At 40.6% G+C, this 18282-nt stretch carries 19 protein-coding genes; 5 read left to right on the top strand and 14 right to left on the bottom strand.

The features are described 5' to 3' along the window. Nucleotides 1-66: 66 nt before the first annotated feature. From J7E57_RS03535 to J7E57_RS03510, 6 genes are all read right to left on the bottom strand, one after another. On the bottom strand, nucleotides 67-1473 hold the full coding sequence (locus tag J7E57_RS03535; RefSeq protein WP_215125226.1) for a sigma-54-dependent transcriptional regulator: 1407 nt from the start codon (nucleotides 1471-1473) through the stop codon (nucleotides 67-69). Then, a complete protein-coding gene (locus J7E57_RS03530; protein ID WP_215125225.1) occupies nucleotides 1454-3757 on the bottom strand; it encodes a histidine kinase dimerization/phosphoacceptor domain -containing protein in 2304 nt (767 codons plus the stop codon). The genes J7E57_RS03535 and J7E57_RS03530 overlap by 20 nt, the downstream gene beginning before the upstream one ends. Nucleotides 3758-3928: 171 nt before the next feature. After that, nucleotides 3929-4849, bottom strand: a complete 921-nt coding sequence (locus J7E57_RS03525) for a helix-turn-helix domain-containing protein (RefSeq protein ID WP_215125224.1) — start codon at nucleotides 4847-4849, stop codon at nucleotides 3929-3931. A gap of 285 nt (nucleotides 4850-5134) precedes the next feature. Then, nucleotides 5135-6043 (bottom strand): type 1 glutamine amidotransferase domain-containing protein, encoded by a 909-nt coding sequence (locus tag J7E57_RS03520; protein WP_215125223.1) that lies wholly within the window; start codon nucleotides 6041-6043, stop codon nucleotides 5135-5137. 36 nt (nucleotides 6044-6079) lie between these two features. Next, nucleotides 6080-6913, bottom strand: a complete 834-nt coding sequence (locus J7E57_RS03515; protein WP_215125222.1) for an oxidoreductase — start codon at nucleotides 6911-6913, stop codon at nucleotides 6080-6082. A gap of 11 nt (nucleotides 6914-6924) precedes the next feature. Beyond that, complete coding sequence (locus J7E57_RS03510; RefSeq protein ID WP_215125221.1) at nucleotides 6925-7581, bottom strand: putative quinol monooxygenase; 657 nt, start codon at nucleotides 7579-7581, stop codon at nucleotides 6925-6927. A gap of 205 nt (nucleotides 7582-7786) precedes the next feature. Between J7E57_RS03510 and J7E57_RS03505 the strand changes: the two genes are divergently transcribed. Next, a complete protein-coding gene (locus J7E57_RS03505) occupies nucleotides 7787-8719 on the top strand; it encodes a transporter (protein WP_215125220.1) in 933 nt (310 codons plus the stop codon). A 71-nt stretch (nucleotides 8720-8790) separates the two neighbouring features. Here J7E57_RS03505 and J7E57_RS03500 read toward each other — a convergent pair whose 3' ends face one another. From J7E57_RS03500 to J7E57_RS03470, 7 genes are all read right to left on the bottom strand, one after another. Next, nucleotides 8791-9246, bottom strand: coding sequence for a peroxiredoxin (locus J7E57_RS03500; RefSeq protein ID WP_215125219.1), 456 nt, complete (start codon nucleotides 9244-9246; stop codon nucleotides 8791-8793). A 78-nt stretch (nucleotides 9247-9324) separates the two neighbouring features. Beyond that, nucleotides 9325-9915, bottom strand: coding sequence for a Crp/Fnr family transcriptional regulator (locus J7E57_RS03495; protein WP_215125218.1), 591 nt, complete (start codon nucleotides 9913-9915; stop codon nucleotides 9325-9327). A gap of 130 nt (nucleotides 9916-10045) precedes the next feature. Beyond that, on the bottom strand, nucleotides 10046-10645 hold the full coding sequence (locus tag J7E57_RS03490) for an SDR family NAD(P)-dependent oxidoreductase (RefSeq protein ID WP_215125217.1): 600 nt from the start codon (nucleotides 10643-10645) through the stop codon (nucleotides 10046-10048). 73 nt (nucleotides 10646-10718) lie between these two features. Beyond that, a complete protein-coding gene (locus J7E57_RS03485) occupies nucleotides 10719-10946 on the bottom strand; it encodes a hypothetical protein (RefSeq protein WP_215125216.1) in 228 nt (75 codons plus the stop codon). A 183-nt stretch (nucleotides 10947-11129) separates the two neighbouring features. Beyond that, nucleotides 11130-11774 (bottom strand): SDR family NAD(P)-dependent oxidoreductase, encoded by a 645-nt coding sequence (locus J7E57_RS03480; RefSeq protein ID WP_215125215.1) that lies wholly within the window; start codon nucleotides 11772-11774, stop codon nucleotides 11130-11132. Between the two features lie 159 nt (nucleotides 11775-11933). Then, nucleotides 11934-12854 carry an AraC family transcriptional regulator gene (locus J7E57_RS03475; RefSeq protein ID WP_215125214.1) on the bottom strand — a complete coding sequence of 307 codons (921 nt, stop codon included), beginning with the start codon at nucleotides 12852-12854 and terminating at the stop codon, nucleotides 11934-11936. 96 nt (nucleotides 12855-12950) lie between these two features. Further along, nucleotides 12951-13793: an oxidoreductase gene (locus tag J7E57_RS03470; protein WP_215125213.1), complete on the bottom strand. Its 843-nt coding sequence runs from the start codon at nucleotides 13791-13793 to the stop codon at nucleotides 12951-12953. Between the two features lie 259 nt (nucleotides 13794-14052). Between J7E57_RS03470 and J7E57_RS03465 the strand changes: the two genes are divergently transcribed. Next, entirely contained in the window at nucleotides 14053-14388 is a 336-nt protein-coding gene (locus tag J7E57_RS03465) for a nuclear transport factor 2 family protein (RefSeq protein ID WP_215125211.1), read from the top strand. Between the two features lie 264 nt (nucleotides 14389-14652). Here the strand turns inward: J7E57_RS03465 and J7E57_RS03460 are convergent, their stop codons facing one another. Continuing rightward, complete coding sequence (locus J7E57_RS03460) at nucleotides 14653-15513, bottom strand: oxidoreductase (RefSeq protein ID WP_215125210.1); 861 nt, start codon at nucleotides 15511-15513, stop codon at nucleotides 14653-14655. A 194-nt stretch (nucleotides 15514-15707) separates the two neighbouring features. On the opposite strand from J7E57_RS03460, the gene J7E57_RS03455 reads away from it, so the two are divergent. The 3 genes from J7E57_RS03455 to J7E57_RS03445 all read left to right on the top strand — a co-directional run bounded on the left by J7E57_RS03455 (nucleotide 15708) and on the right by J7E57_RS03445 (nucleotide 18156). After that, a complete protein-coding gene (locus J7E57_RS03455) occupies nucleotides 15708-16919 on the top strand; it encodes an MFS transporter (protein ID WP_215125209.1) in 1212 nt (403 codons plus the stop codon). A gap of 152 nt (nucleotides 16920-17071) precedes the next feature. After that, nucleotides 17072-17638: a VOC family protein gene (locus tag J7E57_RS03450; protein WP_215125208.1), complete on the top strand. Its 567-nt coding sequence runs from the start codon at nucleotides 17072-17074 to the stop codon at nucleotides 17636-17638. Further along, nucleotides 17635-18156: a nuclear transport factor 2 family protein gene (locus J7E57_RS03445; protein ID WP_251029782.1), complete on the top strand. Its 522-nt coding sequence runs from the start codon at nucleotides 17635-17637 to the stop codon at nucleotides 18154-18156. Before J7E57_RS03450 ends, J7E57_RS03445 begins: the two co-directional genes overlap by 4 nt. Nucleotides 18157-18282: the final 126 nt, after the last annotated feature.

Raw genomic sequence — 18282 nt, 5'->3', positions numbered from 1 at the left:
TCGGTATATTTTCTTTATAAACGTTATTTCGTGATTTATTGTTGATGAATAAAATTACAGGCTAATCTAAGAATGGCCGTCATTAAAATATTTTTCTATACCCAGTTTTTTCATTCTGGATTTTAGTGTGGAGCCATTGATATCCAAAAGTTCAGCCGCTCCGCCACGTCCGTATATTTTCCAGTTACAAAGCTTTAAGGCAGCCAGGATGTGATCCCGCTCATTTTGGGATATCGTTTTTAGGTTTGCATCTTGCAGGGGCAGCGATACCTTTCTTTGCGGTAATGGAAAAGCGGAAATTTCACCTCCTTCACAGAGCAGGACGGATCGGGCGACAAGATTTTCAAGTTCACGAATATTACCTGGCCAGCTATAGGCTCTCAGGGCACAGCTGACTTCATTAGAAAACCCTTTTATATCTTTATGTTCCCGATTGGCAAATATTTTCAGAAAGTGGTTGGCTAGAGTGAGAATGTCTTCCGACCTTTCTCGCAAGGATGGCATCTCAATTGGAAAAACATTAAGCCGGTAATATAAATCCATGCGAAACTTTCCTGCGGAAAGTTGATCTTCAAGGTTCCGGTTTGTGGCGGCCATTACCCGAACATTAATTTTCCGGGATTTACCGCCAATTGGATTAATTTCTTTCTCCTGCAACACGCGTAAAAACTTTACCTGCATTTCCAGGGAAAGCTCGCCTATTTCATCCAGAAAGATTGTTCCGCCGTTAGCCAAATCAAATTTTCCAATCCGTTTTTCATAAGCACCTGTAAAACTTCCCTTTTCATGTCCAAACAGCTCAGCTTCCACCAGGTGCTCGGGGAGCGCTGCACAGTCTACGACAATAAGCGGGTCATTCTTATGTTTGGAACTTTGGTGAATTGCCTTGGCAACCAGCTCTTTACCTGTCCCGCTTTCCCCTAAAATCAAAACCGGAAAATCAGTGTTCGCAGCAATGGCAATTAATTTTTTTACTTCTGCCACTTCAGGGGTATTACCAATAATGGATAATGTGGAAGGGTGCTCATGTGATGAATTTTCTATCGGTTTGGGAACGGACAGGGTTCTAAGCAAACTAAGGTGTTGGTTGTGTAAATACTGTGCGATATCAAGCATTGCCAGCACATCTTCAGTTCGAAATGGTTTAACTAAAAAACCGTAAGGACCGGTTTCTTTAGCTTCCTTGAAGGTTGCGGGATCGGAATTTGCGGAAAGGAAAATAAATGCAATTGATTTCTGTTTCAGTATCCTGGCTAAATCAATTCCAGTTTCATGTGTTTTCAGGAAAATATCCAGAAGCACAATATCGGGTTGATTTTCGGCAATTATGCTCATTGCCTCGGGAACAGTCCTGGCTATGGGCAGCACCTGATAAGCCGCATTTTGCAGGATTAGTTTTAAGTTGTTAGCTTCGATAAATTGATCTTCAACGATAAGAATTTTTTTTGCCATTTCACGAGATGCCGAATTCATTATTTTTTTGTTCCTCTTCCAGCGCAAAGGTAATTTTTATAGTGGTTCCCTGTTGTACTTCGAAGCTAATTTTCGCATTGATATCTTGTGAGAGGCCTCTCATCAGTTCCAGTCCAAAGGATTGATCATTGTGCCTGTTGGAAAGCTCAAAACCTACTCCATTGTCTTTTACCATTAAGGTAACAAGCAGCGGATCAATGATAAGAGTGATATCAATACGTCCGCCGGAATCCGCCGGAAATGCGTGCTTTATTGCGTTTGTAACTGCTTCATTAACGATCAAAGCTAATGGTATGGCCACGGTGACATCAAGCTCCAGGGGCTGAATCTGCGGATAAATATCAATATTTCGTGCTTCCAGGCCATAGCTTCGCCGCAAAAAAATTAGAAATTCGCTAAAGTAATGCGACATATCTACCTGCTTGATATTATCGGACTGATAGAGTTTCTGATGAAGCAGGGACATTGCGAAAATTCTGTTCCGACTGGACTCTATGGCGACCAGGGCATCATCTTTCAGGAAAATCGCCTGACTTTCCAACAGACAAAATATGGTATGGAGGTTGTTTTTGACCCTGTGATGGACTTCCTTCAATAAATAATTCTTCTCTTTGACCAGCTTCTCCAGAACTTTGTTTTTATCGTCAAGACGTATGCTTTTAAAAAGAATAATCCGGTTGCTTTTTTGCTTCTGTCGATACTGATAATATAAAAGCAATAGTATGATTAGCACAAAGACAAAACCTGCGGCAATGAGGTTCCGTATCTGGCTATCCTGCCTGGCCTTTTGTTGCTGGGCAAGGTTGCGTTGCAACAACAACTTAATATTTTGGTTTTTGAGCTTCAACTGTTCTTCACTCTTTTGTTTACCGTAACTCACCTCCCATCTCTTCAGGGCTTGGTCAACCTCTTTACGACGGCCACTTTCTGCTTGGTCATTGAGATAAATCATGTGCTTCATAGCACCCTCAAAATTCCTAGTGGCAGAATCTGCTAAGAAGGCCATGTAATGCAGGTGACGACGCGCGCCCGTTAGAAGCAAACGTTCATCTTTCAAGGCGGTCTTCAGATATGGTCGCGCCTCTTCATAATGCTGCCAATCCAAGTACAACTGACCAAGATTTACCTGAGCGGCATATTTGTCGAGCCCGTACTGTCGGCTCATCTTTTCGAATTGCTTGAAATATAGCTCTCCTTTATGAAATTCTTTGAGCCCTCTATGGATGTGTCCGAGCATGGAAACATAGGCCATCTGCTGGGAAATATCCGCCGGGGGGAATTGCGTTTGTCTTTTCAGCATAAATGCCAATGCCCGTCTGTGCTGATTTAACTTCTGATATGCCCTGCCGATGTATAGGGTGATGTCAGGGTCCGACACCTTTATTATTCCAGGCATTCGGCTGTATGCCTCAATTGCGCGAAAACCAAATGCGAGGGCATCGCTGAAATGTTCGTTGTTATACGTGATCCGGGTTTGCAAAAAATAAATGTCCCCGGTTATTTGTGCGTTTTTATTTTTAGCCAACGACTGAGCAGCCAGAAGCGAATATTCTGTGGCTTTATCGGAACGGTCATTCCGAAGATAATATTCCGCCAGGTAAAAACATGGATATTCCAAGTGAGGATTAACGGTCTGTTGGTAGCGTTTCAAAAGTCCCAGCAGCTCCTTTTCTGCATTCTTTTCATTTAGGTTACCATGGGCAACGGCAATATTATTTAACGAAATCGTTTCTGATAATGGATCTTTCAACCTGCGCGCAAGTTTGAGTGAAGCCCGACTGTAGCTTAGTGACTTATTTTGATAGTCAGCATTTTTTATCGCTGAAGACCAATAAAAAAAACTGATGGCCGAAAGCATTTTTAGCCGCATTTCTTCGGAATTGATTGTCAATACGATTCCTTCAGCTTTTTCGAATTCCCTTTGGGCAAGGTAAGTATACCCCAAAACTAACAGCGCGCGGTCAATAGCGACTGTATCTCTTAGTTTGCGGCTTAGGGAAACTGATGTTAAAGCATTTTGCAAGGCGGATTGCAAATCAGTCTTTGATCGGGTCGCCTTATTAAAATAATGCTGTGCGAGCGAATAAGCCAGCGCATTCTTGTTTGAATTTGTCGAAGAAAGCTTATGATCAGCATTGATTGCCTTTAAATCTTTGACCATCACCGGGAGGGGCGGATAATAATACTGAGCTGATGCAGGGCCGGAGCAAACCGAGAAACAAAAAAAGACAATCCACGAACTTAACCGCAAAAGTCTGTTACAAGCACCACAATCTTTAATCATTCCTGATAATCCCGACAAATAAGCAATCTCTGGCCAAACGGAAAACCAAATTTATATCTAAAATTAATAAAAAATTTAGATTAATACGGTGGATGTAGCGTTTTGGATGCTTAAAGCTCAGGAATATATTTTATCAGGAAGTAGGCAATCAACTCGATAAGAGTAAACTTATTAAGTTGCCTGCCGAAAAGCTAATGGAGTAGTTCCGGTATATTTCTTAAAATAATTCCCAAAATGGGCACTTTCAATAAAGCCAAGCCGGAAGGAAATTTCTTTAATAGAAAGGGTTGTATGCAGCAACAGGCTTTGGGCCTCACAAATCATTTTTTCCATTATCCAGGTCTTTACCGCCTTACCTGTTTTGGTTTTGATAACGGTATTCAAGTAATTTTCATTCAGGTTCTGAAGGGCTGCATAATCAGTAACCCGGAGCTGCAGACAGGTTTTTCCCTCCACCAGATCCCTAAAGTGATTTTCCAAAAGCATTTTAAAGTTTTTCACTATTTGGGAACTTTTGTTTCCCTCATAAATAGGGTTATAATCTTTCCAGAATGCCTCTTTTATTTTAAGAAGTATAATCATCAATAAATTGCCGAGGATTTGTTTTTTATAAAGTGAGGTGCCGTTAAATTCTTTAAACATTTCCAGGCAGGTCTGTTCAAAAACCATAAAATCCTCGGTTGATAAATTTCTTGGGTTTACGGTTTCAGAAACCAGGAATGGAAACTCTTTAAACACATCTCCGTGAATATTCCTTTTCAAAAATGATTCATTGAAAGCAATCAGGTATACATCTTCAATATCATACCAGACGAACGATCTGAAGTGACCTGGGTTTGTAAAAAAAATTGTCCCTGGCTCCATCCTGAAAGTAATATCATCTGTGGTGTAATCTGCATGGGCATTCTTTACGAATAGCATTGTGAAGTAATTGGGTCTGAATACTATCGAGCTAAAAGGAAGTGTTGTAAAAAGGTCCTTCAGGTTGCTCATCGATAAGCCTTCTCCATCATGGAGCATATGGCTGACCGGTAAATTCATCGCCTGGAAAGTTTCTGTTAAATCCTTAAATATTGCTGATTGCTTATCCATTAAAATAGCTTGCCTGTTTTGTGTAATGGATATTTTCCTATCTCAGCGCATTATGCATTCACAGCAACCTGGAAAGAATAGAGACATCCGGTAATTTGTTCAAAGGTTCTTAAAAACAGATAAAAAAATTTAGCAAATGCTCTTAATGATTTATTAATATCAAAGAATTTCGATATTTTCGGGAAAGACCTAAATCAGCTGAAGGTAATCTAAAAGTCAATCCATCTGCAGGATGTGTCCAGCAGATGGATTAATGGTTCTTGGTAGCTTTGTTAACGAAGGTTATTAAAGGGCATTTAAAACCTTCACTAAGGTATCTGCCAAGGCATGGTCAGAAGCAGGGTTTTGCCCCGTTATCAATTCTCGGTCGCGGACTACGTACGGCGCCCACAACGCCTGAGCCTTTTGCAATTTTGCTCCTGAAGATGATAGTGCGTCCGCGACATAAAACGGAAGCTTTTGTTTTTTCGCTTTCAGGGCGTCGTCTTCTTCCGCGTTAGAAAAAATAGTCATCCTGTAACCTGAATAAATCCAGTCTTTGGCAAATTTGGCAATTACCTTTGTGTCCTGCTGTACCAAAGCCTGGCGATAAGATACTGGATCCTCCAGCGCAGCATTTAGTGCAACCGGGCCATGACAGATTAGGGCGGTCGTCATTTTATTTGTATGAAAGTAACGCAGAATTTTGCCTAAATCCTTATTCTCCATCAAATCAACCATTGGCGCTCGGCCACCAGGGATAAAAATGGCAGCATAGCTAGCAAGGTCAGATGCAGCAACATCCGAAAGTTTTAACGGAGTTTTTATTTCCTGAAGATTGTTTACAAAACTTAATGCTTTGAGGAGCTTCAAGCTGTCATTCTGGAAATAACTTTTGTCAATCGACACCTCGTCCATATGCGGAGAAGTGCCTCCTGGTGTTGCTATATTGAGTGTATATCCTGCGGCGGCAAGGGCCTGGGCAGGGACAGCAAACTCATCCAAAAAAAAACCAGTTGGAATGGTTGTTCCGTCCTTTAGGGTTAGGCTGTTTTCAGCGGATAAAACTATAAGTACATTTTTCGTTTTGGGGATTGACTGACCGGCATTTTTAGCAACACTATCTGAAGTTGGTGCATTTCCACATGCTGATAGCATTACAATGATGATCATTGTCAGCACTAATTTCGAGTATTTTTTTAATATTGGGTTCATGGCTATAGATTTAATAGACTAATTGATTTTAAATATTTAATTGAAATCGGTTGACAAGGTCACCTGTTTCAAGTTTTCGATTTCCAAGGAAACGGCTTTCAGTTTTGCTGTTACCCTGTTGTAGGCATCCTGTCCTAGCAATAAACGCAAGGGTGGATTTTCCATTTCCGAGACTCTTATAATTGCTTGTGCACCTTTCACCGGATCACCGGGCTGAGAGCCGTTGTTAGCATTGAGTCTGGTTTTAAACAGACCTGCTGTCGGGTCATAATCCGCAATCGAAATCCTGGATAACGCTAGTGATGAGGCTAAAAAATTGGTTCTGAATGCTCCGGGCTCAATCAAGGTGACCTGAATACCCAAGCCGGTTACCTCAAGCAGAAGTGCCTCTGAAAACCCCTCTACAGCATATTTACTGGCATTATAGATTCCAAAGCCGGCAGTACTTACCAGCCCTGCATTGGAAGATAGGTTGATAATGTGTCCCTTTTTCTGTTCCCTCATCAGGGGCAGCACCAACCGGGTCATACGTATGGTAGCAAGCACATTAAGCTCGATGACCTTGGCTACTTCATCCTGCTGAGCTTCTTCAATTGCGCCTGCAAAGCCAAAACCAGCATTATTAATCAGCACATCTATATTGGAGTATCTCGATCTTAAGTCCTTGACCATACTGGCTACTGAATTTTCATCAGTTAAATCAAGTGAGATGACCTCAAGATTGGCATGGGCTTTAGTTTCCGGGTCAAAAGTGTCGGCATTTCTGGTCGTGGCAATAACCTTTTTTCCGGCACTTAGAAGTTGTTTAACGATGATCAGACCCAGCCCTTGTGAGGCGCCTGTGATCAAAAAAGTATTTGGATTTTTCATGATGTCTATAATTAATATTCACTGATGTCTTTTGAGAAAAGCACCAAATCGTAAACCGGTGCAGTTAACAGGGGGCCTACTTGTGCCACGAAATCTGAAGTCGCCTGGAGTTGGTTATGCTTATCAAGAAATTCCTGGGACAGCCAGCGTTCATAAAGCACGAATTTATCATCCTGGCCATCGACACGATGAAAGTTGAAGTCCACATTTCCAGGTTCATTCCGAACTGAGGGGACGAAAGCTTTAAATAGTTCCGCAAATTCATGACCGTAGCCTGCCTTCACCTCAAAGGGAACGATCAGAGTGGTATAGGCTTTACGGCTATCATCGAACTTTAAATCCTGAGACCTTGGCAAAAGGTCGGCGAGATAATTCATTTGTATATCTTCCTTCAAATGGCCATCTTGTAAGGCAAAGGCTCCTGCTGTGTAAGGCTGTGCAAAGTGAGCTTCCAAAGCTTCCTGGCTTTCCCAGCGTTCGAATAAATAATAATTTTCCGGCTGACCCAGCGCGGAATACAGTTCCATTTTATAGTTGCCTGGCTCAGTCCATGCACCATGGACATCATCCAAAAGGGCTTTTCTGGCAATTTCTATGCTAGCGGGTTTTGCCGATACCTTTACAAACAAGGTTATAGTTTTCTTTAGATCCTGATTTTGAGTTTCCATTTTTTCCTGGTTTAATTTACACATCAAATATCTGCAGGTCAGAGGGGTTGGCATTATCAAATACAAAGGAAAGGTTATGAATATCAAAGCCCGGAGAATTTGAAATAAGTAAGTTTTTATTTGATTTTCATTCAATAGCCAGCGTGTTAACACTCAACTTTGTATAGGGCGAACACAGTAATTGCTTCTAATAAAAAAAGTTGAAATGAGTTCACGAATTTTCATCCTTATTCCCATGTTGTCGGTGTTCATAATATGGGAAATCTACGCTCAGGATCCTGCGGTTTCCTCCGCCAACCTGGGCTTAACGAATATGCAGGCGGGAAGAACCCGTCCTCCGGGTTGGTATTACATTCAATATCTGCAGACTTATAATTCCAACAGCCGCCGGGACCGCAGCGGCAGGCCAATACCGGGGCTGAGCCAAACCGGATCTCTGGCAGCAATCCAGCAAATCGCTTATATCAGCAAAAAAACTATTGCTGATGGCCATCTTGGCTTCACTGTACTTTTCTCTGCTATTAAGAGTGATCCAGGAAGAGGTCAGGAAGGAACAATTACGGTCAATCCAAATCCCATATCTGATCTGGTCGCAGGACCATTTATACAATGGTATGATAAGCGCTTGCTGGGCAAACCTTTCTCACACCGCCTGGGCATCAATATAGCCTTCCCGACTGGTGCATTCGATGAGCGCTTTGATGTTAACCCCGGTGGGCATCGATTCCGGATATTCCCGCACTATGAATTTACGTTCACTCCGTTAAAGATATTCGCGGTAAGCATTAAAAATAATTTCTACTTTTCATTTAATGAACTTGGGGATTACAACAGGCCTGCTGTGGTATACAATATGAACTATGCATTTGAATTTAAAATTAATCGGCAACTTGTCGTTGAAGCAGCGGGCTATTACTTAAATCAATTTGGTCAGGACAAATTCAAAGGCGATAAGCACTACTACAATGATGTTCTGGGGATATCTGATACCAGGGAACGTGTATTTGCAGCCGGCCCAGGCATGGGCTATTCCTTTAAAAAAGGACTCGCCGTTGAGCTAAAAGCAATGTGGGAAATGGTGGCCAAGAGCAGAGCACAGGGATTCAGGGGAACGATGGTATTGTCCTATCCGCTATAAAAATCTCCGAAAGATAAATTATAAAGCACTGAATGGAATGGCACAGTGCTTTATAGAAAACAGGTTATACCCTATTTTGAGGATTTAATAAACTTCAGAACTTTCTCAGGATGCTTTGCACCTGCTAAAAATCCACGGTATGAATACAAAACTGTACCATCCTTGTCAATAAGAAAAGTTTCCCTTCCAGTCATCATCAGGAAAGATTTCACACCAAAAAGTTTCAAAACTGCATTACCAGGATCGCTCAGTAATGTAAAGGGCAGTCGATTGGCTTTGGCAAATGCTGCATGGGTCGCTACCGAACCGGAATTTATACCGATAACTTTAATGCCTGCTTCGATAAAGTCTGTATAACTGTCTCTAAAAGAGCAGGCCTCTTTGGTGCATACCGGACTTTCGTCTTTAGGATAAAAATAAATTATTGTCTTACCATGCTGCGCTTGAGCATAGAAATCATATGGATTACTATGCTGATCAAACAATGTAAATGGTGGAACCTTGTCTCCGATTGTGAGTGTTTTCATTTTGTTTTTTTCGACAAAATTAACATGCTTATTATTCGCTCTGATTAACTAAGGTTAATATCGTAGCATATTTATAGATTATTTTATTTTTTGAAGTCTTCGTCTAATTCGGCTAAGTGAAGGGGCTTCTATTCCCAGAAAAGACGCGATGTGATAGAGGGGTATCAGTCGAAATATTTCGGGATGTGCGGCCTGCAATGCGGCATAACGGTCCTGTGGTTTATGAAACAATAAAAGTTCAGTATTATTCATCACTGCCCCTAATACAAACTCGGCAAGCAAACGGCCAAACCTCTCCCAGGCGGGCCTGGTCTGATACAACCTCTGTAAATGATCATAATGGATATAAAGTACTTCTGCTTCCGTCATGGATTCGGTATAGTATTCACAGGAGGTCTGGGACAAAAAACTTTTGAATGAACTCACAAATTGGTTTTCCAGGAAAAAAAACAGGTTTTGTTCAGAGAGCGTCGCTTGATTGAGTTTATATATGCGAAACACACCTGATAGTACAAATCCCAGGTGTTTACATACATTTTTATATTCATTATAAAACTCCCCTTTTTTGTAGCGCTTAATTTGCCAATATTCAGTTGACAAGTTAAATTCCTCTTCACTCATCCCTGAAAAGGCAATGATAAAGTGTTTTAATTTTTCTATTTTTTCCATTGATATCGTAAATGAATAAGGCCTGATTATAATACTAGCCAAGGCGCAGATATAACGCCTTTATCAGCATTGGTTGACTCACCAATAGCGGTGATTTTTAATTAAATTATAAAAGCAGATATTTTCGGATTTAATTTTCGAAGGGAAGTTTAAAAACATTGTCACAAGCCTCAAAATTATGCATGCAGTTATCTTCATCAATCATTGAAAGCTTAATGTCCCAATTTTTAAAGTCTTTCTCATGGCGTTGCACAAAAGTTTTTATGGCGCTTATACGAGCATCTGCAATCTGTTCCAGCGGTTGGGTTTTTTCCTTGAAAGAAACAAAGAAGATGTGCGCCCAGTTTGATTTTGCCATAATCGCTAGTACCTCTTCGGACAACCAGACAGTCTGTTGTGAGAAAGACTTTTCAAAATCTTCCAGGCTCAATTTCGAGGTTTCCCATTGCCTGGCGAGATCTTCAGCGCTCTGATGGTTGATGTAATAATCAATAGGCCCAAATTGTTCGTGAATACTTGCTAAAGTTAGCGAAAGTGTTTTGCTACCCATGCTTCCGTAACCTATTAGGCACAAATTAGGATGAGATAATCTCGTATTTTCCTTAAATAATTTGGTATCGGGAGTCAATGCGATTACAAAAGCATCCTTTGATAGGATATACTTTATTGATGCCAACCCCAGTCCTTCGATTCCACCGACAATCAGCCATATCTTTTTATGTTTTTTCATTTTTTATGTTTTAGGGAAACCCTTGATAGCAGATTAATAATTAACCGATGTCATTGATTTGCGGCAGGTTTGATTATCCGCTTACGGCGATCACTAGTGCTTCTTCAGATGAAAATTTGGCTACCGGATGCAAATTTATTGGCAAAGCTGCCGGAGCATTATAAATTTCTTCAAGCACTTTCACGTACAGTTCAAAAAAATCTTCCAAAAGGTGATGTTCTGCATCCTGTCCGGCTTTACCTTCCTGTTCCATCAATCTCTGATCTAACCCTGTTTCATTAATTTTAGTTAAGTTTTTCATAACATTAATTTTTAAGTTTCGATAGGATAAAGTTCTGCAAATTGACAGCCAACAGATTAGTAAAGACAAAGGATAAATTATGAATTTCACAGATTGGTTTATCCGGGATAATCAGAATTCCTTCATCTGCAGAATAAAAAAAGCAGCTTTTAGAGCTGCTTTGCTTGACTGAAAACATGTTGCTTAGTGAAAAATTTCTACTACTTTTCTTTCGGTGTAAAGCTGGTAAAAATCCTCAGCAAGAATTTTGGGACTATGGGTTTCACTGTCGCTAGAAATGAGCCCTGCAACCGATACCAATCCTGTAAATATACCTTCGGATTTAACACGCTCATTGAGCTGGTAAGCAAGGCTTCTCAGTGCTGCTTTACCAATTGACAGGGATCCGTAATCGGCATTTGGATGTATACCAAACCCTCCTCCTGTGATAAGAAATACACCTTTTTGTTCTTTTAAAGTTGAATAACTTGCCTGAAAAGATATTAGAGCATTTGCTACATTGATCGTAAAATCAGAAACCAGTTCTTCAGAACTTTCCTCCAGAATGTCCTTCTGCTTTAGGACAGCCGCATTATAAAGGACCACATCAAATCCCCCTGATTCCTTTACAAGAGCGGTGATTGCCTTGGTTAATTCCGAAGATTTACCGGCATCCGCTGCAAGGTAATTTACCTCTATTCCTTTTTCAGAGATGGAATTTTTCAATTCTGCTAATTTGGAAGCATTTCTGCTGATAAGGCTAACGTTAAAACCATTGTTGCCAAACTTTTCGGCAACACCTTGGCTCAAACCTGGTCCTGCGCCGATTATTAATATTGATTTTTTCATCTTTCTTTTCTTTTAATGAAATGATAAATCAAATTTCTTGAATTCCGGGCTTAAGATTTGTAGCAAATGCAAAGCTAATATTATGAATTTCAAAGATATCGGCGGTCTATAAAAAAGCCTCCGCCTATTGAGCGAAGGCGGAGACAATTTATCAGACCTTTAGGCAGAATAGCTTCTTCGAAATTCTGCGGGGGTAGTTCCTGTGTTCTTCTTAAAAAACAGGTTGAAATTAGGTTGTTCTGCAAACCCGATGCTATAACTGATATCTTGAAGACTCCAGTCGGTTTGCAATAGCAATACTTTGGCCTCTTCTAATATTCGGTTTCGGATGTGTGTACTTGCATTCTGACCTGTATGCTTTTTCAGCAGTTCATTGAGGTAATTGGGATGAACGTTCAGGTTATAGGCAAACTCCTTGGCTGTTTTAATTCTGATGGGTGAACTATAGTTGATATTAGAGGTTTCACTTTCCAGTAAATTGAAGAACTGATGTATATGCCCGAAATCCTCACTCACCGAATCGGGTTTTGGAAAGCGGCCAATTTTCATGCTCTCTATCATCAGCAGTTGCAGATAAGCTTGCATTGATTCCTCTTTATAGTCGCCGTTTTCCACCTCTTCTGCTTTCAGTTGCTCAAAGAAACGGTTGATGGTTTTGGATTCGGACTCCTGTAAACGGATGACGCTTTTATTCTTTTCGGAAAAGAGGCCAAATTTTTCGATAACAGATTTAAGCTGCTGATGGGAATTTATAAATGACTTGCGGAAAAGTACGTAATAACCGCCCGGTTCTTCAGAAAGATTTCTCCAGGAAATGATATCATTTGGATGTATAAAAAGCAACGTTGGTTCCTCAATATAATAGGTATTGAGTCCCATTGTAAAGACTCCGGTTCCTTTGGTAATCAGAAGGGCTTTGTAAAAATCCCGGCGATTAGGCGAAAGGTAGTTACGGCATTCATGCTGTTCCCGGTTGAAAACGCGGATTGTCCAGTTCTCATAAGAGTCTCTCAGCACTGGAATCATGTCAGGAAGATCTCTAAGGGTATCAATAATTTTTGAATCAATAGTCGTTTTCATTGATAAATTGTTTAATATGTTGTCTAATAAGACAAAACGTAGATTGCACCTACTAAATTACGGAAAATCAGATTACATTCCGCTTTGCTAAAAACTTTAGGTAAAAGAAACACTTTTTGAAGTGCTTTCCCAGGTATCGAAATCATTTTTGAGTTCCTGTAATTTTTCTCTGGCTCCCTGAAGGGCATCTTCCCCCAGCAACAACCTTAATGGGGGTGCCTCTGCTTGCGAGACTGCTATAATTGCCCTGGCTGCCCGGACAGGGTCTCCCTCCTGTTGACCGCTGATCCCTCTAACCCAAGACTTAATGGCGCCGGCAGTCTGGCTATAGTCATCAATGGAAAGCTCATTATCTTTTGCTGAGCGCCCCGCCCAGTCCGTTCTTAAGTTTCCCGGGACAACGATTGTCACTTTTATACCAAGAGGCGCGGTTTCCTTTGCAAGTGCTTCTGAAAATCCGTCAACCGCATATTTAGTTGCGTGATAGTAGCCAAGAGAGGGAAAGGATTTAAGGCCGCCAATAGAGGAAATGTTTATAATGTGACCACTTTTGTTGTGCCTCATAATCGGCAATACCGTACGAATTAAGGATGATGTACCCCAAAAGTTCACCTCAAACATATAGCGAACCTCTTTTTCATCACTCTCCTCCACAGCACCGAAATATCCTAATCCTGCATTGTTGACCAAAACATCAATGGATCCGAAATGTTGCATCAGCGCATCAACGGCATTTCCAACCTGTTCAGGTTTGGTGACGTCAAGTTCAAGCTCTAAAGCCGTGGATGGATATAAATCAATTATATCGATAACATCCTCCGTTTTTCTGGCTGCCACCCCAACGCGGTAACCTGCTTCCAACGCAGCCAAAGCCAGAGCACGGCCGAGCCCTGAAGAACAGCCGGTAATTAACCATACTTTATTATTATTATTATTCATAATAGCAATATTTATTCTTCAAATTTGCTTTATTGATTTTCAATCCCATTATCAAAAGCACATCTTCTTTTATGAATTTCAAAGATAATCTGAGGCAACGCATCAAAGGATTTCTTCCAAATGCCATACGCCTGAGATTAGGCATAAAACCAAAAAGCCAAAATTTAGCTACCGGTTATTATGGCTACAACAAACGTCTTTTTGGCTACAAGTTGAAATACCCGGCACCGGATATTTGTAATAAATAATTCATAAATAAATGGACATTAAAAAATTTGTAAATGAATGGATTGCCATGAGCAATGCATACGATATTGAAAATTATTTGGATACTTACCATAGTGATGCAGTCCTTGATGATCCGACAGCGGGAGCGGAATTTAAAGGCCATTCTGGAATAAGAGCTTATTTTGAAGAATATTTTATTGGATATCAGACCCAGACCTATTTAAAAAACATCAAGATCATCTCTGAAAACGAAGTACATCTTGATTTGGAATTTACTGGCACTTTTTCCAATCAAAGGCTAAAGGGAACCTTTGATTTAGTTTTTAGAGGTGAAAAAATTATATCGGCCAAGGCAGAGTTGGTTTAAGAATTTTGCTTCTCATTGGGAGCAGGTATATGAATGAAGGTATACTTGATTAAGGATCGGTTCAATCGCGGATTCAGTGATCCCTCGGATGTTAATCATCCATATCCGATAATTCCAACGAGGGCAATGGGTAGCTATTATCATAACAAATGGCAAAGCTGCGTCTTGTTGAACCTAGCGAAAGCGTAAAAGCGGGTGGCATTAGTTGCAAAAAAAGCGGGCAACTAATGCCACCCGCTTAATCACCCTCACTATTTCCCGGCCTTATGCATTTGCCAACTTCACATCTTCATGGTCAGTACCTGTTACAACAGCATGCCAATCCTGGATATCTTTTTCCATCGCCGCGGTTTTATCACGATAGGTTTGAAGGGTATCATTACCTAAAAGCAAATGTACCGGTGGATTTTCAGCGGCAGCAAGCTGAATGAATGCGGCAGCCAATTTTTCAGGATCTCCCGGTTGATTATGGTTTGCCTGAGTAGCAAAATCACGCATTGCCCCAACGGTTTCTGCATAGTCCTCGATAACATTTTCAGTACGCGAAAGTGAGGACTCATCTAAAAAGTTTGTCCGGAAGAATCCTGGTGCAACAACTGTTGCATGAATGCCAAGGGGTTTAACTTCCTGGGCAAGAGATTCGGTAATTCCCTCGATTGCGAACTTAGTTGAGCCGTAGATACCCCAGCCCACATATCCAAAGAGACCTCCTACTGAAGAGACGTTGATTATGTGTCCTGAACGTTTTTCACGCATATGTGGAAGCACCGCTCTGATAAGATTTAGTGTTCCAAACACATTTGCTTCATAGTTAGCCTTACTTTCTTCATCGGTTGCCTCTTCTACTGCAGCCAATATGCCATATCCGGCATTATTAACCAGCACATCTATGCTGCCGAATCTATCCGTTGCCTGCTTCGCCACAGATTTTGCCTGTTCCTGATTGGTTACATCCAGGGTCACTACTAAAAGATTTTCATGAGCATTAAATTGTTGAAACAACACTTCCGGTTTTGAACGTACCGTTGCTACAACTTTATCACCTGATGCTAAAACTGCTTTAGTTATTTCATTACCAAATCCCCTTGAGGCGCCGGTGATGATCCATGTTTTTTGAGTTTTCATATTCTTTTTTTTGATGAATCAAAGTTGCTCACATTTCATGGGGCAGGTTATAGTAAATTCAAAGATTACATTATGAACTTCAAAGATTACCTTTCTAATGCCTCATAAAGAGGTTTTCAATGAGTAGATTCACCTCCTGATCGGCTTTTAAAGCTTTTCATACCTTATTCATCATCACTTTTTATAAGACGGATATGTTAAAAAAACAGAACGAGCGGTTTGCCACCTGGCTGGCATTTGCATTAATTCCTTTACCGGGTTTCGCAACAGATATTTATATTCCCTCGCTTCCTAACATGGGAAGGGATTTGCATACAGGAAGTTTGGAGGTACAATTAACGCTAACACTATTTTTAGTGAGTTATGGACTATCCCAAATTTTCATCGGAAGTATTCTCGACAGTTATGGCAGATACAAGTTTTCGACCTGGGCGATTGTGATCTTCACGCTTGCAAGCTTGTGCATCGCGGTAACGGATGACATTTATCTAATTTACCTGATGCGGGTGATCCATGGCATCACCGTGGCCATTATTGTGGTTGCAAAGCGGGCTTTCTTCGTTGACCGTTTCGAAGGCACGCGGTTAAAAAACTACCTGAGTTTATTTACCATCATCTGGTCTGCCGGGCCCATCCTCGCCCCGTTCCTTGGCGGCTATCTGGAAAGCTTGTTTGGATGGTATGCCAACTTTTATTTTCTGGCGGCTTATGGTGCTATTTTTTGTGTTCTGGAATTGATGTTTAGTGGGGAGACCTTAAAAATTGCTGCCGGTTTTCAGCTTAAAAGGGTGGTAAGGGTTTATATTGAAATGTTCAACACCACTGATTTTACCCTAGGTGTGCTGATGCTCTGTTTTGCATATGCAATGGTAATGATTTACAATATGACCGGACCATATATTATTGAACATCATTTGGGCTTGAGTCCGACGACTGCCGGCAATGCTTCTTTTATATTGGGTATGGCCTGGATGCTTGGTGGCTTTATTGGTAAGGCAACTATTGAAAAACCTTTTTATAAGAAACTGCTGCTGAATGGGGCTTTACAGGTTTTCTTTGCCTTACTGATGATCTTTAGTGTAAATTATGCCTCAAATCTTTATTCACTTGTTTTATTTGCTTTTATCATTCATGTTGGCGCTGGTTTTACCTATAACAATTACTTCACCTATTGTTTGAGCCGATTTCCAAAAAATGCCGGTATTGCGGGCGGACTCACCGGTGGGTCAGTTTATATTATTCTCTCCATTTTCACTTACTGTATCATCGCCCACATCCCTGCAAAAGACGAAGCAAATTTAAGCTACAGTTATCTGATTTTAATCTTTCCATCATTTCTGCTGATGTGGTATATATTCAAAAGGCAGCAGAGGCAGTTGGCGTCCATGGATATTAAGCATGTCTAATATTCGAGATGATATCTTTGAAATTCATAATGATTCCTGCGGTTTTACTAATACTGAGGGTGAACAGTTTAAGAGATTTGTACTAATAATAAATAAAAGCCGCAGAACGGTGGTTAACAAAATAAATTATCAAACTTTTAAAACTTATGATTATGAAAACGAACATCAAATTATTTCTTTTTGCCCATGCACTAATTCTAATGTCGGCAATGAGCCTGTTTGCACAGGATTCAAAAACAGGATTTGTAATGCCTGCATTAAAACCACAAAGCCCGCTGGCAGGTATGCATGGGAACCATGTGGGTATACGGGTGCCGGAATATGAAGCGGCAGTGAAGTGGTATACTGAAAAGCTGGATTTCCGTATTATTCACGAGTGGCCATATGCAGATGAAAAATTAGCCTATTTGGCTCCGGCAAACAATAATGACTTTTGGATAGAGATCCTTGCGGAAGGAAAACTAAAAAACAAAGTAAAATATGATGATTTAGGAAAAAGCCTGGAAGACGGAGGCTATCACCATCTTTGCCTGCATGTTAATGATTTGGACCAGACTTTAAAGGAACTTAAAAAACGTGGTGTGAGTATTGTTGGTGAGCCTTTTTACCTTGAAGCGATCACCAGAAAACTAGCATTCTTTCAAGACCCTTGGGGTAATATGATCGAGCTTGCCGAAGTGGTAAAAAAAAATAGTCAACATTTAAAATGGAAATTATGAAAACCCAAAGCGAAAAAAAGCTGAATTATATTTACCGGATATTTTTAATCAGCATCATTTTAGGCGTTTTATTTAATATAAGCAGAGTTATGGCACAAACTAATATAGAAACGACAAAAGCAAATAAAGAAGCCATTCGTTTAGGTTTCGCGGGATGGACAGCGGGTACAGGTAATTTTTTCGATCTCCTGCACGATGATATGGTATGGACCATTACAGGCAGTACCCCCTATTCTAAAACTTACAAGAACAAGAAACAATTTATCGATGAAGTCATTAATCCGTTGAACCGTAGGTTTTCTAAAAAAATAGTTCCTACCGTGCGTGCAATTTATGGAGATGGCGATGTGGTTATCGCTTACTGGGATGGGGTGGCTACGGCAAAAGACGGTAAAGGATATAAAAGTTCATATGCCTGGTTTATGCAGATGAAGGAAGGCAAGATTATTAATGTTACAGCATTTCTGGATGGCCTTGAATTCGGAGACATTATGAAAAGGTTGCCCGGCGATGAGTGATAACTAAAAACAAAGAATGCGAAAAGAGCGAAGCACAAATGTACTTCGCTCTTTTTTTTTGGATTTAATGTCGCAAAAATATGGATTGAAAAGGAATCTACGATTTTTGCAATACATACAATGGAA

It is taken from the genome of Pedobacter sp. ISL-64 (genome assembly GCF_018613605.1).
GTDB lineage: Bacteria > Bacteroidota > Bacteroidia > Sphingobacteriales > Sphingobacteriaceae > Pedobacter.
This window is presented reverse-complemented; position numbering and strand designations above follow the sequence as displayed.